The organism is Pseudoalteromonas sp. 20-92 (assembly GCF_030847595.1).
In the GTDB taxonomy this organism is placed as follows: domain Bacteria; phylum Pseudomonadota; class Gammaproteobacteria; order Enterobacterales; family Alteromonadaceae; genus Pseudoalteromonas; species Pseudoalteromonas fuliginea.
Genome location: NZ_JANJGQ010000012.1, coordinates 70610 through 96271, shown reverse-complemented (window position 1 = coordinate 96271; position 25662 = coordinate 70610). Strand labels below are relative to the sequence as shown.

At 39.2% G+C, this 25662-nt stretch carries 23 protein-coding genes; 10 read left to right on the top strand and 13 right to left on the bottom strand.

The genetic code is table 11. From position 1 onward, the window contains the following. Nucleotides 1-6 precede the first annotated feature (6 nt). Nucleotides 7-2424 (bottom strand): bifunctional aspartate kinase/homoserine dehydrogenase I, encoded by a 2418-nt coding sequence (gene thrA / locus NRL14_RS12125; RefSeq protein ID WP_033041208.1) that lies wholly within the window; start codon nt 2422-2424, stop codon nt 7-9. Between the two features lie 228 nt (nt 2425-2652). Further along, entirely contained in the window at nt 2653-3018 is a 366-nt protein-coding gene (locus NRL14_RS12120) for a response regulator (RefSeq protein WP_188085272.1), read from the bottom strand. 513 nt (nt 3019-3531) lie between these two features. Between NRL14_RS12120 and NRL14_RS12115 the strand changes: the two genes are divergently transcribed. Both NRL14_RS12115 and rdgC read left to right on the top strand, forming a co-directional pair. Continuing rightward, a complete protein-coding gene (locus tag NRL14_RS12115; protein ID WP_007377476.1) occupies nt 3532-5298 on the top strand; it encodes an ATP-binding protein in 1767 nt (588 codons plus the stop codon). An 84-nt stretch (nt 5299-5382) separates the two neighbouring features. Then, nucleotides 5383-6306 carry a recombination-associated protein RdgC gene (gene rdgC, locus NRL14_RS12110; RefSeq protein WP_007377477.1) on the top strand — a complete coding sequence of 308 codons (924 nt, stop codon included), beginning with the start codon at nt 5383-5385 and terminating at the stop codon, nt 6304-6306. A gap of 286 nt (nt 6307-6592) precedes the next feature. On the opposite strand, the gene NRL14_RS12105 is transcribed toward rdgC, so the two are convergent. Both NRL14_RS12105 and pepB read right to left on the bottom strand, forming a co-directional pair. Further along, nucleotides 6593-7159 carry a phosphoribosyltransferase gene (locus NRL14_RS12105; protein WP_007377478.1) on the bottom strand — a complete coding sequence of 189 codons (567 nt, stop codon included), beginning with the start codon at nt 7157-7159 and terminating at the stop codon, nt 6593-6595. A gap of 189 nt (nt 7160-7348) precedes the next feature. After that, nucleotides 7349-8644, bottom strand: coding sequence for an aminopeptidase PepB (gene pepB / locus NRL14_RS12100; RefSeq protein WP_007377479.1), 1296 nt, complete (start codon nt 8642-8644; stop codon nt 7349-7351). Nucleotides 8645-8767: 123 nt separating this feature from the next. On the opposite strand from pepB, the gene sfsA reads away from it, so the two are divergent. From sfsA to NRL14_RS12060, 8 genes are all read left to right on the top strand, one after another. After that, nucleotides 8768-9487 (top strand): DNA/RNA nuclease SfsA, encoded by a 720-nt coding sequence (gene sfsA, locus NRL14_RS12095; protein WP_007377480.1) that lies wholly within the window; start codon nt 8768-8770, stop codon nt 9485-9487. A gap of 304 nt (nt 9488-9791) precedes the next feature. Next, a complete protein-coding gene (gene dksA / locus NRL14_RS12090; RefSeq protein ID WP_007377481.1) occupies nt 9792-10235 on the top strand; it encodes an RNA polymerase-binding protein DksA in 444 nt (147 codons plus the stop codon). 20 nt (nt 10236-10255) lie between these two features. Continuing rightward, nucleotides 10256-11200 (top strand): tRNA glutamyl-Q(34) synthetase GluQRS, encoded by a 945-nt coding sequence (gene gluQRS, locus NRL14_RS12085; RefSeq protein ID WP_007377482.1) that lies wholly within the window; start codon nt 10256-10258, stop codon nt 11198-11200. 146 nt (nt 11201-11346) lie between these two features. Continuing rightward, nucleotides 11347-12768, top strand: a complete 1422-nt coding sequence (gene pcnB, locus NRL14_RS12080) for a polynucleotide adenylyltransferase PcnB (RefSeq protein ID WP_007377484.1) — start codon at nt 11347-11349, stop codon at nt 12766-12768. A 4-nt stretch (nt 12769-12772) separates the two neighbouring features. Further along, a complete protein-coding gene (folK, locus tag NRL14_RS12075; protein ID WP_007377485.1) occupies nt 12773-13258 on the top strand; it encodes a 2-amino-4-hydroxy-6-hydroxymethyldihydropteridine diphosphokinase in 486 nt (161 codons plus the stop codon). 30 nt (nt 13259-13288) lie between these two features. Next, nucleotides 13289-14083, top strand: coding sequence for a 3-methyl-2-oxobutanoate hydroxymethyltransferase (gene panB / locus NRL14_RS12070; RefSeq protein WP_008137984.1), 795 nt, complete (start codon nt 13289-13291; stop codon nt 14081-14083). Beyond that, a complete protein-coding gene (gene panC / locus NRL14_RS12065; RefSeq protein ID WP_149606436.1) occupies nt 14083-14931 on the top strand; it encodes a pantoate--beta-alanine ligase in 849 nt (282 codons plus the stop codon). The genes panB and panC overlap by 1 nt, the downstream gene beginning before the upstream one ends. Nucleotides 14932-14963: 32 nt before the next feature. Further along, the gene (locus NRL14_RS12060) at nt 14964-15200 is read left to right on the top strand and encodes a hypothetical protein (RefSeq protein ID WP_149606437.1); all 237 of its coding nucleotides are present in this window, start codon (nt 14964-14966) and stop codon (nt 15198-15200) included. A 97-nt stretch (nt 15201-15297) separates the two neighbouring features. Here NRL14_RS12060 and NRL14_RS12055 read toward each other — a convergent pair whose 3' ends face one another. From NRL14_RS12055 to NRL14_RS12015, 9 genes are all read right to left on the bottom strand, one after another. Next, nucleotides 15298-16266 carry a PstS family phosphate ABC transporter substrate-binding protein gene (locus NRL14_RS12055; protein WP_007377489.1) on the bottom strand — a complete coding sequence of 323 codons (969 nt, stop codon included), beginning with the start codon at nt 16264-16266 and terminating at the stop codon, nt 15298-15300. 544 nt (nt 16267-16810) lie between these two features. Further along, nucleotides 16811-18118, bottom strand: coding sequence for a phosphate regulon sensor histidine kinase PhoR (gene phoR, locus NRL14_RS12050; protein WP_033041152.1), 1308 nt, complete (start codon nt 18116-18118; stop codon nt 16811-16813). Nucleotides 18119-18317: 199 nt separating this feature from the next. Beyond that, a complete protein-coding gene (phoB, locus tag NRL14_RS12045) occupies nt 18318-19007 on the bottom strand; it encodes a phosphate regulon transcriptional regulator PhoB (protein ID WP_006791869.1) in 690 nt (229 codons plus the stop codon). Between the two features lie 707 nt (nt 19008-19714). Continuing rightward, the gene (gene fba / locus NRL14_RS12040) at nt 19715-20779 is read right to left on the bottom strand and encodes a class II fructose-bisphosphate aldolase (protein ID WP_306724757.1); all 1065 of its coding nucleotides are present in this window, start codon (nt 20777-20779) and stop codon (nt 19715-19717) included. 201 nt (nt 20780-20980) lie between these two features. Further along, nucleotides 20981-22156 (bottom strand): phosphoglycerate kinase, encoded by a 1176-nt coding sequence (locus tag NRL14_RS12035; protein ID WP_007377492.1) that lies wholly within the window; start codon nt 22154-22156, stop codon nt 20981-20983. 64 nt (nt 22157-22220) lie between these two features. Beyond that, complete coding sequence (gene epd, locus NRL14_RS12030) at nt 22221-23237, bottom strand: erythrose-4-phosphate dehydrogenase (protein WP_306724756.1); 1017 nt, start codon at nt 23235-23237, stop codon at nt 22221-22223. A 164-nt stretch (nt 23238-23401) separates the two neighbouring features. After that, nucleotides 23402-24064, bottom strand: a complete 663-nt coding sequence (locus NRL14_RS12025; RefSeq protein ID WP_096792548.1) for a peroxiredoxin-like family protein — start codon at nt 24062-24064, stop codon at nt 23402-23404. 79 nt (nt 24065-24143) lie between these two features. Then, nucleotides 24144-24893, bottom strand: a complete 750-nt coding sequence (locus NRL14_RS12020) for an SIMPL domain-containing protein (RefSeq protein ID WP_306724755.1) — start codon at nt 24891-24893, stop codon at nt 24144-24146. A gap of 138 nt (nt 24894-25031) precedes the next feature. After that, nucleotides 25032-25655 carry a 3'-5' exonuclease gene (locus NRL14_RS12015; RefSeq protein WP_306724754.1) on the bottom strand — a complete coding sequence of 208 codons (624 nt, stop codon included), beginning with the start codon at nt 25653-25655 and terminating at the stop codon, nt 25032-25034. Between the last annotated feature and the right edge of the window lie 7 nt (nt 25656-25662).

Sequence of the window (25662 nt, the reverse complement as noted above, 5' to 3'; positions counted from 1 at the left end):
GAGCTCCTAGCGCGATAACGTTTTTAAAATATCAGCAAATACACCCGCTGCTGTTACTTCAGAGCCTGCACCATAACCACGAATTACAAACGGACGTGGCTGGTAGTATTGGCTTAAAATAGCCAGCGCGTTTTCGCCATCGCGAATTACATTAAGGGCATGTTTTTCATCAACAGCCTCAATACCTACTTTACAGTGACCTTCTTTAATTGTACCTACATAACGAAGTACCTTACCTTCGCTCGCAGCACTTTGAATGCGGTCATTAAAATCAGCATCTAGGCTTGGTAGTTTTGCCATAAACTCATCAACGCTATCACCTTGTGCAAAACCTTGTGGTAATACTGACTCAACTTCAATATCGCTTAGCTCCAACTTCATGCCGGCTTCGCGAGCAATGATCAATAACTTACGTGCTACATCGGTACCCGATAAATCATCACGAGGGTCTGGCTCAGTAAAACCGCTTTCTTTGGCTTTAATAGTTGCCTCAGAAAGTGATAAACCATCTTGAAGTGCGCCAAACATATACGAAAGTGAGCCTGATAAAATACCGCTAAACTCTAATAACTCATCACCGGCACCAAATAATGACTGCAAGTTATCGATAACTGGTAAGCCTGCACCAACATTTGTTTCGTATAAAAATTTACGATTATTCTTTTGTGTTGCCGCAATTAAATCTTGGTAATACGTGTATGAGCTTGTTGTCGCTTTTTTATTGGCAGCAACTACATGAAAGCCTGCATTTAAAAAGTCTACATACTGCGCAGCAAGTGCATCTGAAGATGTACAATCTACTAATACCGGATTCACTAAGTGGTTTTGCTTAACAAATTGCTCTACTAACTTTAAATCAAATGCTTGCTCAGATGAGGCTAATTTTTGCTGCCAATCACTAAAAGCAATGCCTTCGTTATCAAGGTGTAATTGACGAGAGTTAGCAACACCGTACAAGTTGAGTTTAATATTACGCTTTTCAAGCCAAGCTTGTTGACGTTCAAGCTGATTAATAAGCTCTTGCCCTACTAAGCCACAACCTAGTAAAAACACATCAATTGACGGCACATGTGTGAAAAAGTTTTCATGGCATATTTTTACGGCGTCATTACATAACTCACCATCAATTACCGCAGAAATAGCACTTTCTGTAGAATCCTGTGCAATTGCCACAATATTTACTTGCGCTTGTGCAAGCGATGCAAAAAATTTAGCTGCTAAACCACGGTGTGCGCGCATGTTATCGCCCACTAAAGTAACAATGGCTAAATTGCGCTGCACTTGTACAGGCTCAATAAGCCCTGCTTGTAATTCAAGCTCAAATGCTGTTTGTAGCGCATCGAGTGCAAGTGCTAAGTCTGTTTCGTGCACACAAAAACTAATGCTAAATTCACATGATGATTGCGTGATCAATACAATTGATACGTTATCGTGAGCAAGCGCGTTAAATACCTTAGACGCCATGCCTACTTTACCTTTCATGCCAGGGCCTGAAACAGTTAACATTGCAAGGTCTTGTAAGCTAGAAAGCGCTTTTACGGGCTCATCAGATGAATAATCGTTACCAATTAATGAGCCTTGTGCGTCTGGGTTATGCGTATTTTTAATTTCACATGGCACGCCTGCTTTAGCACACGGTAAGATTGTTTTAGGGTGAAGTACTTTTGCACCAAAGTAAGAAAGCTCCATCGCTTCTTTATAAGATAAAAAATCTACTTTAGTGGCTTTTTTAATATAACGAGGATCAGCGCTATATACGCCATCAACGTCAGTCCAAATTTGGCAAATCTCAGCTTCTAAACATGCCGCAGCAATAGCTGCTGAGTAATCTGAACCATTACGGCCAAGCGTTGTAAGCTCACCTTTATCATTACTCGCCGTAAAACCAGGCATGATATAAATAGTTGCAGGGTTTTCTTTAAGCACAGCTTGAAAGCGCGCTTTACTTGCCACTAAATCCGCTTCTGCATCAATGTAACCACCCGTTGAAGCTATACAGCTTGTTGCTTCTAAGTATCTTGCATCTTGCGAGTTCAATAAAGCCTGCATTAAAGAAACACTAACGCGCTCTCCAAAACTAATTACAAATGCGCGAACTTGATCAGGGCAACACTGTATAAGCGACACGCCATCTAATTTATTTTTAAGTTCCCTTAGGTCTGGCCAGCTTGTAACTACTACGCCACTTTTTTCAACGCCAGCTTTTAAGCCTTCACAACGACTAGCTAATGCTTGCCATTGCTGCGAAAAATCTAAGCCTTGCTCTGCCTCACTTGCTAACGCAACTAATGAATCGGTCATTCCACCTGGAGCAGAAAGCACCAATAACATTTCATCTTTTAGCTGTGCTTTAACTAATTGAGCTACCTGCTGAAGGCAAGTAAAGTCGGCAAGCGACGAGCCTCCAAATTTTAAAACGCGCATTGTTTATGTTCCTCATCCCATAAAACGAAAAAAGGCCTGTGTTCTAAGTGAACACAGGCCTTTAAATTTGTTGCACCGACCTATGCCACTATCCAGTAAGAATGGTGGTTGTAATAATAATGGTCAGTACGCGATTAATTGTTTTCATAGGTTAAGACTGCCTTAACAAAGGCTATGCTGTCAACCCCAAATTAAAAGATAAAACAGCCTTTTTGAACATGAAAAAACCTAATGAATGCCAAATTTATGCAAAATATTATTCATACGGGTTTTATCTATTGGTTTATTTATAAAGTCGATAGCGCCTAATTGAGTAACTCGTAACTTCATTTTGTCTTGAATATCTGCCGATATGACGAGCACAAAACACTCTATTTTATTAGCTTTGATATACTCAAGCACTTGAACTCCATCAACTTCAGGCATAGTTAAATCCAAACATAACAAATCAAAATTATGAGTATTTAATAGCTCAATAGCTTGTGCGCCATTTATTGCTTGCTGAATATCTGCATCAAGACATTGCTGCAAACATCGAATAACTTGCTTACGAGCCACGGTTGAGTCATCACATACTAAAATAGAAAAATTCATAATATTTACTACTGTATTAAGCATAATTAAATTTGTTAAAAAACAGCTATCCATAGCAACTTTATTTTATCTTATCACGGTCTCTTTATAAGCAAACAAAGTAATGGTAATTATTTACTCTTAAATTTTCACCCTACGATAAACTATAGTACTAGGCGTATTGTTCTTACATAACTAAACATGCTCATTTCGGTAGCTAATCAGGTACAAAGTTTGTAACCTAACCGCTTAGTAAAAATGTCGGGATCTGGTTATGCATTCCTTGCTTAAAATCAAACATGCCGAAGTAAAATAAAGCTAAAGACTCAATGTAATCAGAAAATAAATTTTGATTACATTAACAGAAATCATTATTTAACTAAGGGGGGAAAGTTAAATATCTGAGATACACTTCCGACTTTTAACACTTTTTAATAAGTAAAAATTAATTTTTATTTATTTTTACGCCTTTATTGACTAGCTTTTATATAAACCGCAGTTATTTAACTCAACCCAAGGAACCATAAATCACTTATGTTACAACAAAGCCTTTCTAAAAAGTTGCTGACCAGTGTGCTATCGGTCTATTTTTTGCTTACCTTTGTGGTCACTTGCGGACAAGTTATTGCCGAATATGTAAACACTAAGGACTATATAAGAGACGAGCTAACTACTTTACAAAAAACCTTCAGCCGAAGCCTAACCCGTGCTATTTGGGAGCTGAATATAAAGCAAACCATAACAACTGCAGAAGGTCTGTTAGCTATTCCTATGATTGAAGGTATTATTGTCCGTGATGATAGTGGTGAAGTAATTTCGCAACTCGGCCGTTCTCTCGATATACATAAACTTTACAGCCAACAGCTAGTACAAGAAGAAGTCATGTTAGAGGACTCTAAGTCTGGTTTGTTTGGTTATACTTTTCCGCTTATTTTTGAGTTTTCAGGCAGAGCAACGCAAGTTGGCGATGTGACGTTATTTTCTAGTCGTGAAGTCGTTTTTAGTCGAATCATGGTTTCAATCTACTTTTTGATTGGTAACGCAATGATTAAAACTACTTTTTTAATCATTCTATTTCTAATGGCATTTAGAAAGTTACTCACAGACCCTTTATCTCAGCTAACAGATCAAATAGAAAACCTCGAACTAGACGAACTTGAAGGGCAACATATAGAAATCGAAACGGAGGAACATAATGAACTCAACGTTATGGAACAATCGTTTAATAAATTAATAGATAAAGTAGTCCAATACCGTCTAGAGCTCGAGCAAGCACAAAAAGAACTCATTATTAGTAATGAGAAGCTAGATCAACATAACATTCAATTAGAACAAGATGTAGCACGTAAAACATCAAATTTAAGCCAAGCAATGATGGATCTACAGCAGCAAAAATATGAATTAGAAAAACAAAAAATTGTACTTACTGACGAAGTTGATCTTCGTAGAAGTACAGAGCAAGAGCTGCTAACAAAACAAACTGAACTAGAACGCTATGTTGAAGAATTAAGTCTTGCACAAGAGCGCTTACTTGGCACTGAAAAAATGGCTGCATTAGGGGGACTCGTTGCTGGGATAACTCATGATATAAATACCCCTATAGGAATTGGGGTGACTGCAATTTCGTTTTTACAAGAACGCTTAAATCAGCTTGAAGCCGCCTATAAAGAAAAAACGCTTTCGCCGAAAGCCCTTGAAGAGTTCATTAATGACGCAAAGCAAAGTACGAGTTTGCTTACAACTAACCTTGATAGAGCCTCAGAACTAATTGCAAGTTTTAAACAAATAGCCGTAGATCAGGCAAGTGATGCAGTAAGAACGATCAATTTTAAAGACTACGTGAACGAGGTGATCCGTTCACTTCATCCCAAGCTCAAAAAAACATCTCATAAACTTCAGCTAGAATGTCCTGATGACTTAGTTTTAAATTTACCTGCGGGGGCAATAAGCCAAATTTTCACTAACCTAATAATGAACTCGCTAATTCATGGTTTTGAAAATATAAACAACGGCATTATAGATATAAAAATAGCCAGCGACGAAACATTTTTAACTATTGATTATAAAGATAATGGGAGCGGTGTTACAGAGCAACAACTTAAAAAGCTGTTTGACCCTTTTTTCACAACAAAACGAGATCAAGGCGGTAGTGGACTTGGTACACATATAATGTTCAATTTAGTAAAACAAACTTTAAGTGGTTCAATTGAAGCGATTAGCGAACCAGGTGAGGGTTTGCACTACCATATACAATTCCCTAAAAACATGCCTAAACCCCTGCCTATTTTTAATCAGAATTAAATTGGCAGGAATAAAATCAAGCATTTCGAGATAGTGATTTTATTGTTATGATTGTGCAAATTTTTCAAATGGATCAGTACCCCTATGTGGTTTAGTAACCTTATATGTTATCGCTTTAAACAAGACGTTTCATACACGCAAGAAGATTTCGACAAAGCATTAGAGCAAGATTTATTTCGTCCATGTACAGGCCAGGAGCTTTCTACATTTGGTTGGACAAAAGCATTTGGAAAGCACGGTGAAACACTATCGCATTTTTCTCAAAAAAGTATTTTAGTCTGCGCTAAACGTGAAGAAAAGGTACTACCAGCATCAGTTATTAATGAACTTGTCGCTGAAAAAATTGACTTAATTGAAGCTGAAGAAAACCGTCCAGTTAAGAAAAAAGAAAAAGACGAATTAAAAGAAAACATTCTTCATGCTCTTCTACCTCAAGCATTTAAAAAATCGAGCTTACAATTTGCATTTATCGACCAAGAAAATGGCTGGGTAGTTGTTAATAGTGGCAGCTTTAATAAAGCCGAAGAGCTACTTGCATTGCTTCGTAAATCACTTGGTACGCTACCAGTAGTACCTGCATTTGCAAACTACGACTTGGATGTATTTTTAACTGATTGGTTAACTAACTTTAGTACACCGGAAGGCTTTGCTATAGGCTCAGACGCAGAGCTTGAAGAAGCAGATGACAGCGGAGCACAGGTAAAGCTTAAAGGTCATGACTTGTCGTGTGACGAAGTTAAATCACATCTTGAAAGTGGCAAACGCGTAACCAAACTTGCTCTAGATTGGCAAGAACGCGTTAAGTTCATGCTACAAAATGATGGCTCTATTAAGCGCTTAAGTTACTCAGAAACATTAAAAGAAGAAAATGCGGATATCCCAAAAGAAGATATGGCTGTAAAACTAGATGCTGACTTTATTTTGTCATCAGAAGAGATTAAGCAACTTCTTGAAGAACTTACTCTTGGCTTAGGTGATTCTGACGATTTAGCTAAACCTGAACTCTAACTTAGAACTCTTTAATATTCTAAGAGCAAAGGCAAACTTTCGTATTAATAGCTAATTGCCAGAAATAAATACGCCGTTCATTTAAAATGAACGGCGTATTTATTTTATCTTTTTATACCAATCTGCTTATATATGGGGTCTATTTAACGTTAAGTAAATTACGCTAGAACTAGGCAAAAATTTTTGTATCTATTTGTTCTAAATAAAAAATTTTTACGACGTTATAGTGCAATTTAATTCGTTAAATTGATCAAAGATTTATGCAGGTTGGTATTACTTATGAATCTTACTTTTCTAGCAAAATATCATGTATTTTTGCAAGGTCAGATTTACCTGCAATAATTTCATCTGGTGTTAAACCCGATAGTTCATGCGGAAACACCAACCACTCTTCAGACTCATGAATATAGTAATCTGGCACTGTATCTACTTTTGAGTTTTTTGGTTTGTAATATGGGCATGCGATACGAATATCACGTGGCAAGTTTAAACGCATAAGCTCTGAAAGTTTTTCTTTTAATGCAACAATACTACGACCAGAATCAAATACATCATCAACAATTAATAATGAATCGCCTGCATTCGCGTTTTCAACTATGTAATGTAAACCATGTACTTTAATTTCTTTCGATTGTTTACCAATACCGTAATAAGACGAAGTACGTACTGCAATGTGGTCAGTCTCAATGCCTTTGTAATCGTAATATTCTTGAACAGCAATACCGATCGGTGCACCACCTCGCCAAATACCAATAATAAAATCAGGACGAAAGCCATCTTGGTATACTTGTGCCGCTACGCGGAACGAATCTTCAAGCAGTTGTTGAGCTGTGATGTAGCACTTATCTGACATAATTAGAAACCCCAGTGGTGGATATAACGCTTGAGCGCAGCTTAGAGTTAAGCATAAATTAAACTCAAACAGGTATTGGCGACGGATTTTACCGCAAATGAAATAAAATTGCTTGCTTCACGTACAAAAAAATAGGCACCAAGTGGTGCCTATTCATTCAAAGTATAAAAAGCATAAATTTAGTAAATACTATGCTTTTTCTAGTAAAGTTCGCGCAACTGTACGCATACCTTGAGTAGTTGCACCCGCTGCCCACTGGCTTGTGCTGCCCATGTTAAACGCAGCGGCTAAATCTATGTGTACCCAACCTTTGCCGTCGTTTGGCACAAAGCGTGATAAGAAGCCAGCCGCATTTGATGCACCGCCGTAACCGCCACCCTTTTGTGCACGGCTATTTGCCGTATCAGCATAAGGAGACGGGCAGTTTTGTTGATGCCATTTTTCAAGAGGCAGTGGCCAAGCAGCTTCCATTTCTTGAGATGCAAAACTTTCAACTTCGCGTGCAAGTTCTTTATCAAGTGCAAATAAAGCATTGTACTCTTGGCCAACAGCAACAAGCGCTGCTCCAGTTAGTGTTGCTGCATCAATGATAAGTGGAGCGCCAGTCTCTCCTGCTGCCATTAAGCCATCAGCAAGTACTAAGCGACCTTCAGCATCAGTGTTTACAATTTCAACTGTCGTGCCATTTTTATAAGTAAGAATGTCACCTAATTTGTATGCATGGCCCGAAATTAAGTTCTCAGCACAACATAAAAACAGTTTAATGCGCTTTTCAATACCACGGTTAATAGCCAATGCTAAACCTGCTGTTACTGTTGCAGCACCGCCCATGTCGCACTTCATACCAAGCATACCTTCGCTTGATTTAATTGAGTAACCACCTGAGTCAAACGTAATACCTTTACCTACAAGCGCAGCACTTACTGGTGCATTTTCATCGCCTGTTGGGTTGTAATCAAGCTCAAGCAATACTGGTGGGCGTTCACTGCCACGACCAACAGCATGGATACCAATCCATTGTTGCTCTAGTAAGGCATCACCTTTAATAATTTGGTAACTTACATGCTCAGGCGCTAATGATTGAATAAACTCAGCCGCTTTTTCTGCAAGGCTTTCAGGATAAATGTCATCGGCAGTGCCGTTAACCATTTCACGAGCCCAAATTGCTGACGTTTTTAAGTGAGCAAGTTCTTTAATATCTGATTGTGCGTTATCAACAAACTCAACACCGTTTAACGATTTTGGTGTTACAAAACCTTGATAAAAAGCCCACTGACTTTCTGTACACCAGGTATCGCCTGCTAGTTCAACGTTTTTAACGCCTTGGCTTGCAATAGTACGGCCTGCTTTTTGAACATTTTTTAATGTGTCTTGCTCAGATAAATGAACAGTTGCACCGCGCTCGTTAAAAGACAATGACGCATTATCGCCCCAATGACTCGCTGCTGCTTGTTCGCTTAGTTGAACAACAAATTTTTCACTCATGTTAGAATACCCTTGCACTTAAATGTGCCACCGAGTTTACTATAGAGCGCTTAAGTTCCCAACAGCTTGAGATAAATAACATAAACCACACTGCTGTGCAGTATTTACGCTTTGGAATTTATCATGAAGTACACGCCAACTCTGCAACCTGCCACCTTATTAAAGCGCTACAAACGTTTTTTAGCCGACCTACAATTAAGTGATGGCAGCGAATTTACCGCCCATTGTGCTAATACAGGTAAAATGACCGGATGCGCAGAGCCGGGTTTTACTGCTTTTTATTCAACGAGCGATAACGCAAAACGAAAATACCCACATTCATTAGAGCTGACGCAAAATAATTTATCGCAGCTTATTTGTGTAAATACAGCGGTGGCCAATAAAGTAGTAGAAGAAGCAATAAACAATAATGTGATAAGCGAGCTACTCGACTACAGTCAATTGCAAAGCGAAGTAAAGTACGGCAGTGAAAATAGCCGCATAGACTTTTTACTCACAGACGAAAATAAACCTGATTGCTACGTAGAAGTTAAATCAGTCACATTACTAAGCCAAGATGCACCACAAAGTGGGCAAGGCTACTTCCCAGATGCGCAAACACTGCGCGGACAAAAACATATTCGCGAACTAATAGAAATGATCGAACAAGGTCACCGAGCAGTATTACTGTTTGCTGTTTTGCATGAAGGAATAAATACAGTAAGTGCAGCTGCGCATATTGATGAAAAGTACGCCATGCTATTAAGCCAAGCAATTGTGGCGGGGGTTGAAGTATTAGCATACAAAGCAAAGATTTCAGCAAATGAGGTTTTGCTTCATAAAAAAATAGCATTTGTAAAATAATGTATAAATACAAACAATTAAACTAGTCTTACTGTTGAAATGACAAAGACTCGAAAATAGTCCTTGTTAAATTGTACAAATCAGCTTGTTTTTAAAACTTTAGCCCACATAACTAGGCAAGTTTTAAAGAGCGAATACATGAATTAATAAAAGTGTAAATAGACTATTAATACACTTTTTGATCAGTGAACATGGTTGAAGCTAATTCGATTAATTAAAAATAAATTTGCCTAGGGTATAAGATTCTGTTATTTATACCGCCGGCTAATGCTGAGGCATTAAATTAAGGATTTAGGAGAGAGTTATGCCAGACCAAAAGAAACATGGTTTATTGGCTCAAGCCGGTTTAGAACCATACCAAGAAAAACCAGGTGAAGAGTACATGAATGATGCACAACGTGCACATTTTAGAGCGATTTTAGAAGCTTGGCGTAATGATTTACGCAATGAAGTCGACCGTACTAAATCGCACATGCAAGACGAAGCTGCTAACTTTCCTGACCCAGTTGACCGCGCTGCACAAGAAGAAGAGTTCTCTTTAGAACTTCGTACTCGTGACCGCGAACGTAAATTAATCAAAAAAATTGAAAAAACAATTAACCTGATTAAAGAAGATGATTTTGGCTTTTGTGAGTCTTGTGGCATCGAAATTGGCATACGCCGCTTAGAAGCGCGTCCTACTGCCGATTTATGCGTAGACTGTAAAACACTTGCAGAAATCAAAGAAAAACAATCTGGACGCGGCTAATTAACCTCTATTAATTAGTTATGTCTCCTACAGCCGTTACTGCGCCAGTGCGTAAATATCGCGGTCGTTTTGCACCGTCTCCTTCTGGGCCATTACATTTTGGCTCACTTGTGGCGGCTGTGGGTAGTTACCTTGATGCAAAAGCAAACAAAGGTAAATGGTTAGTCCGTATCGAAGATATAGACACTACGCGCGTTGTAAAAAATGCCGACTCCGATATTCTAAATACCTTACACGCTTATGCCCTTTACTGGGACGAACCGGTTGTTTATCAAACACAGCGCTTGCCTTTATATCAAGATATTACCCACTCACTTTTAAAACAAAAGCTTATTTATGGTTGCACCTGTACTCGCAAACAAATAAAAACCATTGGTGGTATTTATCAGGGGCATTGCAAAGTACTTGATCACAGCACTGAATCCGGTGCACTTCGCTTAGTTCAACAACATCCAACGACTCAATTTAGTGACTTAATCCAAGGTGATATAACGGTAAATAGTCCCCTTGCCCATGAAGATTACTTAATTAAACGTAGCGATGGTTTATTTGCTTATCAGCTTGTAGTGGTTGTTGATGATATTGATCAAGGGATTAATCGAATTGTAAGAGGTGCAGATTTAATTGAACCTACTGCTCGGCAAATTAGTTTGTTTAAACAACTCAACAGCCCTGTACCTGAATTTGCTCATTTACCTTTAGCGGTTGCCAAACCTGGCTTTAAACTGTCTAAACAAAATTATGCACCCGCAATTAGTAAAAACAATCCAAAACCTGCATTAATCAGTGCATTTGAGTTTTTAGGACTACCTGTAATTGCTGATCTAATCGATTTAAATATTGAACAATTAGTCGCTTGGGGAGTTAAAAACTTTAGCTTAAAACAGGTGCCACACGTTCCCGAAATACAGATTTCTCAGCATCCGACGAGTCAAGCCATCCAATTTACTCAACTAAGTAAATAAAAATCGCTAAAAACGGCTTAATTTCAACACATCAACTTAATTTTTAAACCCTGCTGGTATATGATAGCCGCCTAAATATATGCTATTTACGTTAAACAGCTTGTACTGGGTTATAACTTCCCTATTTGCTGTAATTTTTGATTGCGATGACAAGTCAATCAACACCTTCTAGGAGACAGACTATTATTTCCAAGCTTTTTCAATTTTGCCGACAAATAATCGGCCCGAATACCAGTGCAAAAAGCGCTTCGGTAAGCAGTGAACCTATTGTTGTCACTCGTGGTGAGCATGGTATTTCGCGCAAACAATTTAGCCCAAATGCAATCAAAGTACTGTACCGTTTAAAAGATGGTGGTTACGACGCCTACCTAGTTGGTGGTTGCATTCGCGATATATTGTTGGGCCAACAACCAAAAGATTTTGATGTAGTAACCAATGCAACGCCAGATCAAGTAAAGAAACTTTTTAGAAACTGTCGCTTAATTGGTCGTCGCTTTCGCTTAGCACATATCGTATTTGGTCGTGAAATTATAGAAGTCGCAACGATGCGCGGACATCACGAAGCGCCAGAAGATAAAAACCAAATAAGCCAATCGAGCGATCAAGGTCAATTACTACGTGATAACGTATTTGGCAGTATTGAAGAAGATGCAGAGCGCCGCGACTTTTCAATCAATGCACTTTATTACTCAATCAATGATTTTAGTATTCATGATTACGCAAACGGCTTAGCTGCAATTAAAGCTAAACAAATTGAGCTCATTGGTGACCCAGAAACTCGCTACCGTGAAGACCCTGTTCGTATGTTACGTGCAGTGCGTTTTGCCACTAAACTTGATATGAGCATCGCACCGAAAAGCGAAAAACCAATTACAGAACTAGCAAGTTTGCTTGATAACATTCCGCCAGCTCGCTTGTTTGAAGAAGTACTTAAACTGTTTTTAAACGGTAAAGCTGAAGCTAACTTTTTAATGCTGCGTAAATACGGTTTATTTAAATCGCTATTTCCAGACCTTGATAGCATTTTAAATAAAAAGCCTGGTGGGCTAGAGCACACACTTGTTCAGCAAATGTTTCAAAACACCGATGAACGTATAAATGCCGATAAAAAAGTAACACCTGCATTTATTTTTGCAGCGCTACTTTGGTTTCCATTATTAGCACGAACTAAAGAAATTCAAGAACAAGAGCAACTCGTTGAATACGATGCTTTTGCTCAAGCAATGAATAAAGTATTGAGCGATAGCGCTCAGCACATTGCAGTTCCAAAACGCTTTACACTAGGTGCTCGCGACATTTGGCATATTCAGCACCGTTTAGATAAACGAGCAGGGCAACGCGCTTACAGACTAACGCAACAGCCTCGCTTTAAAGCCGCTTATGACTTTTTGTTATTACGTGTTGATGCAGGTGAAACACAGCACACCGAATTAGCACAATGGTGGACACAGTATCTAGGCCAAGACATTAACGGCCAAAAAGAGATGGTTAAGAACCTAGGTCACCCTGGCGGTCCTAAACCACGAAAGCGCACACGCCGTCGTGCACCTAAAAAGCCTGCTGAGTAATACCATGCATTGTGTTTATTTGGGTTTAGGTGCAAATCTAAACTCACCAAAAGAGCAGCTTGATAACGCCGTTATTGCGCTTAAAAAGTTGCCTCACTGTGAATTTATGAGCGTATCGCATTATTACGCCAGTAAACCTATGGGTCCACAAGATCAACCCGACTACATAAATGCCGTTGCATGTATTAAAACAAGCCTTGAGCCAGAGCAATTACTTGATTTAACACAAAGTATAGAGCTTGAGCACGGTCGAGTTAGAAAAGCAGAGCGTTGGGGGCCACGCACTCTTGATATAGACACCCTATTATTTGATGATCAAATCATAAATACACAGCGCTTAACAGTGCCTCATTATGGTTTGAATAATCGCGAGTTTGTAGTGTATCCACTATTAGAGCTTACACCTGAACTTATTTTACCTAGCGGCGTTGCATTAAAAACCATTGCAAAAAATTTACCGCTCAACGACTTACAACAATTACCTCTGTAATTAACCTAGGCTCAGCCTGCGAGGAATATTATGTCTAAAATAACTGTTTCTACTTTAAATAAAATGAAAGCAGAGAATAACAAAATTACTGCGTTAACGGCATACGACGCCAGTTTTGCAAAGTTATTTCATGATAACGGCGTTGAAGTTATTTTAGTGGGCGACTCTTTGGGCATGGTACTTCAAGGTGGCGATGACACGCTTGGCGTAACCAATCAAGATATCGCATACCATACACGTTGTGTGCGCGCTGGTAGTCGTGAATTATTTGTAATTGCCGACCTGCCTTTCATGACCTATTCAAGCGTAAGTGATACCTGTAAAAATGCAGCTGAGCTTATGCGCGCTGGCGCAAACATGATTAAGCTTGAAGGCGGAGAATGGCTTTACGAGAGTATTAAAACACTTACTCAACAAGGTATTCCAGTTTGCGGGCATTTAGGCCTTACACCGCAGTCAGTGCATGTATTTGGTGGTTTTAAAATACAAGGTCGCGAAGAAGACAAAGCACAAAAAATGATTGATGACGCAAAAGCACTAGAAGCTGCTGGCGCACAATTATTAGTACTTGAATGTATTCCTAGTGCATTGGCAAAACGCATTACAGACGCTCTAAGCATCCCAACTATTGGTATTGGTGCTGGTAGCCTAACTGACGGCCAAATACTGGTAATGCACGATCTAGTCGGTATTTCAGCTGGGTATATTCCTAAATTTTCTAAAAACTTTTTGCTCGAAACAGGCAATATGCCTGCAGCCGTTCAAAAATATTGTACAGACGTTAAAAGCGGTGCATTTCCTTGCGCTGAACACGAGTTTAAATAATGCAGTCAATCACTGAAATAAAATCATTACGCAGCCAAATTAAAGCATGGCGACAAGCAGGTCTTAGCGTGGCATTAGTACCAACCATGGGAAACTTACACCGAGGGCATTTTTCGCTAGTCGAAAAAGCAAAAACACTGGCCGACAAAGTGGTTGTGAGCATTTTCGTAAACCCTATGCAGTTTGGTGCTAACGAAGATTTAGATAACTACCCTCGTACACTTAACGAAGACAAACAAGGTCTTGCTGAGCTTGAAACCGATATTGTATTTACTCCAAGCGTAGAAACAATCTATCCTAACGGACTTGGTGCGCAAAGCTTTGTCGATGTGCCTGACATTTCATTAGGCTATTGCGGTGGTTCACGCCCAGGGCACTTTAGAGGCGTTGCAACAATCGTTACTAAGTTGTTTAATCTAGTACAACCTGATTATGCCTGCTTTGGTGAAAAAGATTTTCAACAGCTGCAAGTCATTAAAACCATGGCACGCGACTTATCAATTCCGGTTGAAGTGATTGGTGTCCCTACAATGCGAGAAGTTTCTGGCCTTGCTATGAGTTCACGTAATGGTTATTTATCTGAAGCGCAAAAAACGACTGCAACCGTATTATTTAAAACGCTTAATACATGCGCAGAACAGCTAAAAAGTGGCGAGAAAGACTTCGTAAAACTTGAAAGCTTAGCTAAACAGAGCTTAGAGCAAGCTGGTCTAAAGCCAGACTATTTTGAGATAGCTCAACAAGATACATTAAAAACTGCTACACTCAAAGACACCAAGTTTGTTATTTTAGCTGCTGCCTATTTTGGTAATGTTAGATTAATCGACAATATTCAGGTCGAAATTTAATATTATTGCGACTCCATTTTTAAGGATTAAACATGCACAATTTAATAAAAACAAGCGTAGTTGCCCTTACTTTTGCATTTTTAGCTGGTTGTCAAAACCAAATACAAAGCCCTGAACTTAACCAGTGTGCTCAACAAAACTATCAATGTGAAACTACCTGTGAACAGCAGTCAAGTGGCGAAGGCTTAAAGCAACAAGTATGCTCTGGAAAATGTGTTGAAAGCTACAATCAGTGTAAAGTACAAGCCGAAAGATTAGGTGGTATATAAGCGTTTAAAATACTTGGAGCTGTTTATCTTTCAGGCCCTTAATTTTAGGCACAAAAAAAACCGCTCAATGAGCGGTTTTTTTATTGCTTATAGTTTATTAATTTAAACCTAGCTTTTTAAGCTCTACTTCTACGAGCTTTGCCGAAAGTGGTACATAACCATCTTTTTCTACAATTTGTTGACCATCTTGCGAAAGCACCATTTTTAAAAATTGTGCTTCGATAGGCGCTAATGGTTTATTTGGGTGTTTATTCACGTAAACGTATAAGAAACGAGATAGCGGGTATTTACCTTGAGCAACGTTATCAAGAGTCGCATCAACAAAATTACTGCCTTTTTTAGCCAATGGAACAGTACGTACACCCGACGTTTTGTAACCAATGCCTGAGTAACCAATTGCATTCAATGATGATGAAATTGACTGTACTACCGATGCAGAGCCTGGTTGTTCATTTACGTTGTTACGAAAGTCACCTTTACACAATGCTTTCTTTTTAAAGTAACCGTAAGTACCTGATACCGAGTTACGTCCGTAAAGTTGAATATCTCTTGCTGCCCAGCTACCAGTTAGGCCAACTTCACTCCAGCGGTTAACTTGCTCTGGTGCTCCACATTTACGAGTCGATGAAAAAATAGCATCTACTTGGTCAATACGAAGACCTTCAATTGGGTTATCTTTATGAACATAAACCGCTAGCGCATCAATAGCAACGCGCACTTCTGTTGGTTTATAACCGTAACGTTTTTCGAACGCTTCGATTTCTTTTGATTTCATTTTTCGGCTCATTGGGCCTAAGTTAGCTGTACCTTCAGTCAATGCAGGTGGTGCAGTAGAAGAACCTGCGGCCTGAATTTGGATATTTACATTTGGGTAAATACGTTTGTACTCTTCAGCCCAAAACGTCATCATGTTGGCTAAAGTATCAGAACCTACCGATGAAAAGTTGCCTGAAACACCACTAATTTTTTGATATTCAGGAATGTTTTTATCTAGTGCAACTGCTTGCGCAGATACGAAAGTTGTAACAGCCACACCCATTGCGGCAACTAAATTTTTAAATTTCATGTCGGGTTCCCCGGTTTGTTCGTCTCATTTACTAACTGTTGCCCACTCTAAAGTGAGTAGATGACAGTTAGATTGCTATTAAGTGACACTTTTATGACTTTGCTTTTTATACCAATTCGCTTAATTCGTTGTTCTACTTTGAGATAAGAAAGTTGTGTTGATAACAAGGCAAAAAATTCGTTATTTAGTTGTTATATATAAGAAATTTTTAACGCAGCTAGCACCAGGTTTAATCCCTCAAATTGATTAAGTATTATTGCGAATTAGTATTAGGGCATGTTGTTCTTTGTGGATTGAAATTTGTTCAATCTAGGGGCGATTAAATCGCGGCGCGAGGTTTATAACCTAGTGAGCTAAGTAAAAACCGAGCAACTAAGCGTTAATCCTCCCTAGAAAGAACCCTTTGGGCAGCGCATGTTTGGTATTTATGCTGCGTTATCGCCTATTTATGGGGAATAACCACACTACATAGGCTCTGGCTTGCCTAAAAACCAAACATACTACTGCAAACTCAACCACTAAATATCAGCACGCCCTAGTATAATTACTTAGCCAACGGAACTATCTTATCGATCGAAAAATCAAAAGAAAAACATGAACCTTTGCCTATTTCACTGCGAATATTTAATTTGCTATCGTGGCGCGTTAGTACATGTTTTGTGATCGCAAGGCCTAAACCCGATCCCCCTGTTGTTCTGCTTCGTGCTTTATCTACCCGATAGAAGCGCTCCGTCAAACGATTAATATGCTCTGGCGCAATACCATCACCGTTATCGGTAACACTAAAACAAGCACGATCACCTTTATGCTGCCAGCATACCTGTACTTTGCCGCCAGCTTTGGTGTAATGAATAGCGTTAAAAACGAGATTAGAAAACGCGCTACGTAGTTCATCCTCAGAGCCTTTAATATCTAAAGTCGCATCAATATCAAAAACAAGTTCATGACCTTTATCCTGATTAATTGATTGTGCTTCGGTTTGAATGTAACCAAGCAACTTCGGAACATTAATTGCTTTATCGTTATCTTGACGCCTAGCACCTTCTATTCGCGAAAGTGATAATAACTGGCTAACCAAGCTATCCATGCGCTTACATTGCTCAAGCATCGTTTTTTGTGCCTTGCCCCACATTGCTGGCGGCGGCATCATATCGCCATCCATCATTTCAAGATAGCCAGATACCACTGTAAGCGGCGTACGTAGTTCATGTGATACATTGGCTACAAAGTCTTTTCGCATTTGTTCAAGCTGCTTTAAACGTGTTACATCACGCACAACGACCATTAGCTGTGTACTTGCATATGGCATAACCCTAAATTCAAGTACTTGCTCAACCGCATGCCCATTATCAAGCTCAAGGGCATCATCAAATTCACCTTTGTGCATGTATTTAGCAAACTTAGGTTCGCGAATTAAGTTATCAAGGCGCTGACCGTGATCAGTTGGCCACTGCAGGCCAAGCACCTTAAGTGCTAGTTGATTACACCACACAATACTTAAATCATTTTGCAGTACCACAACAGCATCAGGTACAGCTTCTGCCCCATCGCGAAAGCGACGAATTAAATCAGCAAGCTCATTACGCTTTTTACGATTGCGGTGCTGTAGATGATAAATTCCTTCGAATACTTGTTCCCACGCACCTTCGCCCTCGGGTGGATTAAAGCTGCGTTGATTAAGTAGCCAATCGCTCAAGCGATAAAGCTGATGATAGTGCCAAATAAGGAGGGAAAAAGATCCTAAAAATAAAAGCAAAAATGGCGCGCCAACCAGCACACCAATTAATAGTAAAGGTAAAAAATAGATAAACAGACGTTTTACTAACGCCTGCTTATTAACAACTCGATACATACACTCACTTTACCTTAGAGTAGTAATACACACGCACGTTATACCAACTGGCTTATAAATGGGGTCTATTTAACGATAAGGAAATTGCGCTATAACTAAGCAAGAATTTTATTTCTAGTTGTGTTCTAAATAAAATTTTTAACAACGTTATAGAGTTATTTAACTCGTTAAATTGTTCAAATATTTATGCAATTTGGCATTACAGCTTACTTGAAAAACGATACCCAGCACCACGTACAGTTTGCACCAAACGGTCATGTCCAAGTGGGCCAATTGCTTTACGCAGGCGACGAATATGCACATCAACCGTACGATCTTCGACGTAAACGTTAGTTCCCCATACATGATCAAGCAGTTGTTCACGGCTATAAACACGCTCTGGGTGGGTCATAAAAAAGTGTAGCAATCTAAATTCGGTTGGCCCCATATCAAGCTCGTTACCTTCAGAGGTAACACGGTGAGAAATAGGATCTAAGCGCAGGCCATGTACTTCAATAGCTTCCTCTAATGAGGTTGGCGATACACGGCGAATAACTGCTTTAATACGCGCCATAAGCTCTTTAGGAGAAAACGGCTTAGTGACGTAATCGTCAGCCCCTACTTCAAGACCGCGTACTTTGTCTTCTTCTTCGCCACGGGCTGTAAGCATAATAATTGGGATTTGGCGGGTATGTTCATTTTGCTTAAACTTTTTCGCAATTTGAATACCGCTGCCACCTGGCAACATCCAATCAAGTAAAACCATGTCTGGATAAGGTTCAACCATAGCTGCAATTGCAGAGTCATAATCTTCTGCTTCAATCGCCTGAAATCCATTTTGCTCTAAAACAAAAACCAGCATCTCCCTGATAGGAGCTTCGTCATCTACGACTAGTACTTTACGTGACATTCCAATTTATCTCTTACGCTATCGAATTAGTTTTCATTATTATGACTAAGTATGACATTTTTATGAAAGTGTAACGTGTAAATTAAAATGGTGGTAAAAAAAACACAAATTAGTGATAAATAACCTCATTAACGTCATATTTTTAAAACCTTTTTAATATTTAACGCAATAAAAAGAGGTTTACGATAAATTTATGTAATAGCTAACTTTTTGAAATTATCTTTTTTGTATCGCTATTTAAACCACTAAACAATATTAAACTAGCTGGGATCATTGTTTTACTAACCAAGACATTTTTACAGATCGATCGTTTAAAAGTAGCTTTAAAGCCCTTTTAAAATCAACAAACCCGCCTGTGCAACCATCAATACGTTTAAAAATAGATCTAAATTTTACTAAGCCTTAAATAAAGGATCAGATTTTTACCAAGCCGATCCCCCCTCAGATCAGAGTTGTACTTAGTCAAAGCTATAAGTTGTTGATTGTTTATACAAATAAATAACGATCAGATTATTTCAAAGCCTAAAATAGCGTCAAAGTGTACTTTTCTTAGTAAAATAATGATCCAAAAATAGCTGTGTTAGTAAATGCGTGATCCCAAAGTACGGTGTTGGTAATACAGTGATCTGATCAATAAACCGTAATCTGCAATATAAAAAGGGCTAACATTAAAAAAGCCAGTAACAAAGTTACTGGCCTAGTATCGATTACCTAATTTTAGGGTCTAGCTCACCGCTTAAATATTTAAGATGCATTTCATCAAGTGAAATTGGCTTAATTTTACTCGCCTGACCAGAGGTACCAAACGAGTTATAGCGTGCAACACAAATCTCTGTCATTGCTTTAGTTGCTTCAGCTAAGTATTTACGAGGATCAAAGTTAGATGGGTTTAACGCCATGTGACGGCGAATTGCACCGGTAGAAGCTAAACGTAAATCAGTATCAATATTTACCTTACGAACACCAAACTTAATGCCTTCAACAATCTGTTCAACTGGCACACCATAAGTTTCTGGAATTTCGCCACCATACTGATTAATAATTTCTAACCACTCTTGTGGAACCGAAGATGAACCATGCATCACTAAGTGCGTGTTAGGAATACGTGCATGAATCGCTTTAATGCGGTCAATCGCTAAAATGTCATCTGTTGGTGGGCGCGTAAATTTATAGGCACCGTGCGAAGTACCACATGCAATTGCAAGTGCGTCAACGTGTGTTTTATTTACAAAGTCAGCCGCTTCTTCAGGATCTGTTAGCATTTGCTCAGTGGTTAATATGCCTTCTGCGCCAACGCCATCTTCTTCGCCAGCTTCACCTGTTTCAAGTGAACCAAGTACACCTAGCTCGCCTTCAACCGATACGCCACAGGCATGCGCCATAGCAACAGTTTCGTGCGTTACTTCTACATTGTATTCGTAGCTTGAAGGAGTTTTACCGTCGCTCATTAACGAGCCATCCATCATTACTGATGAAAAACCAAGCTGAATTGAACGCTGACATACACCTGGCGATGTGCCGTGATCTTGGTGCATAACAACGGGGATATGTGGCCATTCTTCAACAGCTGCTAAAATCATATGACGAATAAATGGAGCACCAGCATAAGCACGTGCGCCCGCTGATCCTTGCACGATTACTGGGCTGTTTGTTTTGTCAGCCGCTTCCATTATTGCGCGCATTTGCTCTTGGTTATTAACGTTAAAAGCAGGTACGCCGTAACCATGCTCTGCTGCATGATCTAAAAGTTGTCGCATACTGATTAAAGCCATTGGGTATTCTCCAATTTATCGACAGTAGTTCCCTACCATCTAGTTTGAACGGATTTGTTAGTTTGGCGTTATAACAACGCCACGAAAAACCACTGCTTTGCAGTAAAATTCCGTCTAAATTAACTATTAAATTAGGGTGAGAGGTATTTAATAATTAATTGTCGGTGAGGGCTATTACCCCCTCACCTTACGCGACTAAAATTACTTAGCGCGCGATTCTAGCATTTCAACTGCTGGCAGTTTTTTGCCCTCTAAAAACTCTAAGAACGCACCACCACCAGTAGAAATATAAGAAACTTTATCGGCAATGCCGTATTTATCAATGGCGGCTAAGGTATCACCGCCACCCGCAATTGAAAACGCATTTGAGTTAGCAATTGCTTGTGCAATAGCACGTGTGCCATTACCAAATTGGTCAAACTCGAACACGCCAACAGGGCCATTCCATACAACAGTGCCCGCATTTGCAATAATTTTTGCAAGCTTGCTCGCTGTATCAGGGCCAATATCAAAAATCATATCATCGCTTGTCACTTCGCTTACATCTTTAAGCGTAGCTACAGCAGATTCAGAAAACTCATTACCAACAACTACGTCAGTCGGTACCGGAATTTCACCATTATTAGCAATCGCTGCAGCACATAAGCGGTTCGCTTCATCCATTAAATCAGGTTCGTAAAGCGATTTACCAACTGGGCTACCTGATGCAGCAATAAAGGTATTTGCAATACCGCCGCCGGTAACTAATTGGTCAACAATTTTAGAAAGTGAATCTAAAACGGTTAATTTAGTTGAAACTTTAGAACCACCAACAATCGCCACTAATGGACGAGCTGGGTTATCAAGTGCTTTGCCTAACGCTTCTAGTTCAGCCGATAATAAAGGACCTGCACATGCCACATCAGCAAATAAGCCAACGCCATGCGTAGATGCTTGCGCACGGTGAGCCGTACCAAATGCATCCATTACATATACATCACACAGTGCTGCTAGTTGCTTAGATAGCGCTTCGTCGTTTTTCTTCTCGCCTTTGTTAAAGCGTACATTTTCAAAAACAACCACTTCGTTATCAGCAATATCAACACCATTTAGGTAATCTTTTTCTAAACGCACAGTTTGCTCAAGGGCATCGTTTAAGTAATCAGCTACAGGTGCAAGCGAAAACGCTTCATCGTATTCCCCTTCCGTAGGACGGCCAAGGTGTGACATAACCATTACTTTAGCGCCTTTCTCAAGGGCTAGTTTAATAGTAGGTAGTGCTGCACGAATACGCGCATCTGACGTCACTTTACCTGCTTTAACTGGTACATTTAAATCTTCACGAATTAATACGCGTTTGCCGTTTAAATCTAAATCTACCATTTTTATGACCGACATGAACATCTCCTTAGTTAACGATACTGAACCTGAAAAATACGTTTAAAATTATTATATTAATAAATTACTTATTCACTGCCATCATAGCACGCGCGGTGTCGAGCATACGATTAGCAAAACCCCATTCATTATCACACCATACTAATAACTTTATCAGTCGTTTGTGACTAACACGTGTTTGTGTGCCATCAATAATACAAGAATGTGGGTCGTGATTAAAATCAACCGATACAAGCGGCTCTTCGGTATAACTTAAAATACCTTCTAAGCGATCTTTTGCTTGTGCTTTAAGTGCATTATTTACTGCGTTTAAATCTACATCGGTATTAACCGTTACACTTAAATCCATTGCCGTTACATTTATAGTCGGAACTCGTACGGCAATGGCCTCAAAACGACCTTTAAACTTAGGTAAAATACGGTCTATACCACGGGCAAGCTTTGTATCAACTGGAATAATTGATTGGCTTGCAGCGCGAGTACGGCGTAAATCATGATGATAACCATCAATCACTTGTTGATCGTTCATCGACGCATGAATCGTTGTAATAGCGCCCGACTCAATAGCAAATGCATCATCTAATACTTTAATAACCGGCACAACACAGTTAGTTGTACACGAGCCGTTAGACACAATTGTATGTTCGCTTTTAAGCTCATCGTCGTTAATACCATACACAATAGTGGCATCAACATCGTTGTCGGCCGGATGTGAAAACAACACCTTTTTAGCACCTGCTGTAATATGTAACTGCGCATGTTCGCGCGAGTGATAAACACCTGTACATTCAAGTACAACGTCTACATCGAGCGTTTGCCAAGGTAATTCAATTGGGTTTTCTTCACAAAAAAGTGCAATGGTATCGCCTGCAACACTAATGGTGTCTTCACCAAGTTTTACAGGAAAAGAAAAACGACCGTGGGATGTGTCGTATTTTAATAAATGAGCAATAGCTTCAGGGTCAGCAAGTTCGTTAATCGCAACAATTTTTATATCGTCGCTCAAACCAGACTCATATAACGCGCGGACAATATTTCGACCAATACGACCAAAACCATTAATTGCAAGTTTGATTGCCATGAAATATAAAATCCACTCTTTTAGCGTGCAGATAAAGGCAATATGCCTTTTAGATGGCTGTATTGTAATCGACCTTGCATCTGATTATAAGAGGGAAGCATTAGAAACTTTAAATTAAGGTTAAAGAGCTTAAACATTGCAAGCTCTTCAAGGGTTCTGACTTTTTAAATTAAGTTTTTTAAAGCGTTAATTATATCTTCTGGCTCAGAACGAGTACGATAATCAACATCAACATAACGCCAAGTCACTTTACCTTGTTTATCTAAAACAAAGGTGGCAGGGATCGGTAAAACACTACTATTGCCATTGTTAACCGACTCTAAATCTAGGCCTCGGTCTACTCGCATATGCTCTAGTAAAAATGTGGGTACTTGCCATGCTACGCCGTAGCTTGCTGCTACATCTGCACTTTGATCGCTCAGCACTAAAAAATCCATGTTGCTTATATCGCTTTCGCTCATTGAGCCATCGGGTACTTGCGGGCTAATAGCCACCAATTGTGCGCCTAATGCGTGAATTTCAGGTAAACGTGCTTGAAGCGCTTTGAGCTGTAAATTGCAGTACGGACACCAACTTCCACGATAAAAAGTAACAACCACAGGCCCTTTAGCAAGTAACTCGGTTAACTGCACCGATTGACCATACTGATTTGGTAACTCAAAACTTGGTGCGCTTTGGTTTAAATCAAGTGCATTAGCACCTTGTTGAAACACTTTTGCTTGTGCAATCGTTTCATCAACACCTTTCATAAAATCAGGATTACCTTTACGCCCAGCTGCTATTTTTGCCTCTGTTTGTGCTTTTAACGTGTTATTTTCATCGCTCATTATATGGCTACTTTTAAATTAATCAAAAACTTAAAGCCAGCTTACATTATGAAAATGTATTTGAAATGAAAATATTAACTCAATCAGTTATTTCTAAATCAAATACCACGTTTATTGATGAGGTAATACTTATTATTGAATTGCTACTTATTGTTTTATCTACATACCGTTTATGTTCGAAGGGGTTTGAATTATTTGTATAACCCGATAAAACTAAGTGCTTTGCATCGCCTTCATTATCGCCGTAATTCGTTCGGTTTGAATTCGAACTGATGCTGTAAACTTTCCCAAGTTTAGCGCTAAATGCTTTAGCAAGCAGGTTCCCTTTAGCTATTGCATCATCTACTGCAGCTTTTGTTGCCTGCGCCTCTAACAACTTTGCTTTTGAAGATACACTCTCGATTGCTATAACATTATTTATTTTTACGCTTTGTGCAAATTCAATAAAACCATCTATTTTTTTAATATCGTTTATTGTTACTTTAACCGTTTTTAGTGCTAAGTACTTATCGCCTGAAACAGTCCCCGTTTCTGTACCAATAATATTGTATACATTGCTTTTTAAACCAGAGATAAAAACATCGTCTTGCTCAAAGCCATATTTATCGACTCCTTCTAGTAACAAGTTAATCTGGGTATCAAGATCTCGTTTAGCCTCAAGCAACGTATCTTTAATGCTCGTTACTTCAAAAGAAACTTGAGCCATGTCAGGCTCAACTAATATCTCAGCAGTCCCTTGAACCGTAATATGACGATTTGTAGCTAAGCTTGAATTAGCAAAAGTGATGAGTGGGAATAATGTTAGAAAAATAGTGATAATGAGTTTCATATTCGTTCCTTGAAGTAATTAGTAAATAATGATTACGTAACTGTACCTATAGTTATACGGATAACAATAAAAGTAAACTGCTCTTTATTGTAGGCGGGAGTTTATCTCGCGCGGCATAAAGCCCAACCTACAGCCAACCTACGTCAACTCGCCTACTTTTAACTCTTTGCCACGGCTTATTTGATGGCATTGAGCTAGCAGTAACTCGGCGGTCGCTTGTGCATCGGTTAATGCGTGGTGGCAATGATAGCTTGGTAACTCATAACGTGTGCGGCAAGCATTAAGGGTTAAATCATCTTGTTTTATTTCAGATGAATGGTTGAGTAAGCGCTTTTTCTCGATGTGAAGGGTGTCGAGTATCAGTTTAGGCCGCGTTGTTATATTGGCATTTTTTAAGGCTATTTTTAAAAAGCCCCAATCGAGCATGGCATTATGAAACACTAAAATACAATCATTAAAGTGGCTGCTTAGTTGCATTAGTATACTGTGTAAACTTTGCCCTTTTGCTACCGCATCATCATTTATACCGTGATAAACAGGGCTTTGTTCGAGGCTTATAACGTCTTTATTTATAAGGTGCTGCGACTCGCTCATTTTTATACATTGGTTATCTATTATCACCCACGCTACCGATACAATTTCGTGCTGTTTTGCATCAAGGCCAGTGAGCTCTAAATCAATCACTAAGTAACGCTGTTGCAAGGCATTTTTGCCTAGTAATTTACGGCGCTTTAAGTACCGAGTGAGCAGCTTTTTTACCATGTTAGTA

Excerpts from the sequence above, each read along its gene's own strand:
- thrA (WP_033041208.1), bottom strand. The coding sequence starts at position 2,424 with ATGCGCGTTTTAAAATTTGGAGGCTCGTCGCTTGCCGACTTTACTTGC.
- NRL14_RS12120 (WP_188085272.1), bottom strand. The coding sequence starts at position 3,018 with ATGAATTTTTCTATTTTAGTATGTGATGACTCAACCGTGGCTCGTAAG.
- NRL14_RS12115 (WP_007377476.1), top strand. The coding sequence starts at position 3,532 with ATGTTACAACAAAGCCTTTCTAAAAAGTTGCTGACCAGTGTGCTATCG.
- rdgC (WP_007377477.1), top strand. The coding sequence starts at position 5,383 with ATGTGGTTTAGTAACCTTATATGTTATCGCTTTAAACAAGACGTTTCA.
- NRL14_RS12105 (WP_007377478.1), bottom strand. The coding sequence starts at position 7,159 with ATGTCAGATAAGTGCTACATCACAGCTCAACAACTGCTTGAAGATTCG.
- pepB (WP_007377479.1), bottom strand. The coding sequence starts at position 8,644 with ATGAGTGAAAAATTTGTTGTTCAACTAAGCGAACAAGCAGCAGCGAGT.
- sfsA (WP_007377480.1), top strand. The coding sequence starts at position 8,768 with ATGAAGTACACGCCAACTCTGCAACCTGCCACCTTATTAAAGCGCTAC.
- dksA (WP_007377481.1), top strand. The coding sequence starts at position 9,792 with ATGCCAGACCAAAAGAAACATGGTTTATTGGCTCAAGCCGGTTTAGAA.
- gluQRS (WP_007377482.1), top strand. The coding sequence starts at position 10,256 with ATGTCTCCTACAGCCGTTACTGCGCCAGTGCGTAAATATCGCGGTCGT.
- pcnB (WP_007377484.1), top strand. The coding sequence starts at position 11,347 with ATGACAAGTCAATCAACACCTTCTAGGAGACAGACTATTATTTCCAAG.
- folK (WP_007377485.1), top strand. The coding sequence starts at position 12,773 with ATGCATTGTGTTTATTTGGGTTTAGGTGCAAATCTAAACTCACCAAAA.
- panB (WP_008137984.1), top strand. The coding sequence starts at position 13,289 with ATGTCTAAAATAACTGTTTCTACTTTAAATAAAATGAAAGCAGAGAAT.
- panC (WP_149606436.1), top strand. The coding sequence starts at position 14,083 with ATGCAGTCAATCACTGAAATAAAATCATTACGCAGCCAAATTAAAGCA.
- NRL14_RS12060 (WP_149606437.1), top strand. The coding sequence starts at position 14,964 with ATGCACAATTTAATAAAAACAAGCGTAGTTGCCCTTACTTTTGCATTT.
- NRL14_RS12055 (WP_007377489.1), bottom strand. The coding sequence starts at position 16,266 with ATGAAATTTAAAAATTTAGTTGCCGCAATGGGTGTGGCTGTTACAACT.
- phoR (WP_033041152.1), bottom strand. The coding sequence starts at position 18,118 with ATGTATCGAGTTGTTAATAAGCAGGCGTTAGTAAAACGTCTGTTTATC.
- phoB (WP_006791869.1), bottom strand. The coding sequence starts at position 19,007 with ATGTCACGTAAAGTACTAGTCGTAGATGACGAAGCTCCTATCAGGGAG.
- fba (WP_306724757.1), bottom strand. The coding sequence starts at position 20,779 with ATGGCTTTAATCAGTATGCGACAACTTTTAGATCATGCAGCAGAGCAT.
- NRL14_RS12035 (WP_007377492.1), bottom strand. The coding sequence starts at position 22,156 with ATGTCGGTCATAAAAATGGTAGATTTAGATTTAAACGGCAAACGCGTA.
- epd (WP_306724756.1), bottom strand. The coding sequence starts at position 23,237 with ATGGCAATCAAACTTGCAATTAATGGTTTTGGTCGTATTGGTCGAAAT.
- NRL14_RS12025 (WP_096792548.1), bottom strand. The coding sequence starts at position 24,064 with ATGAGCGATGAAAATAACACGTTAAAAGCACAAACAGAGGCAAAAATA.
- NRL14_RS12020 (WP_306724755.1), bottom strand. The coding sequence starts at position 24,893 with ATGAAACTCATTATCACTATTTTTCTAACATTATTCCCACTCATCACT.
- NRL14_RS12015 (WP_306724754.1), bottom strand. The coding sequence starts at position 25,655 with ATGGTAAAAAAGCTGCTCACTCGGTACTTAAAGCGCCGTAAATTACTA.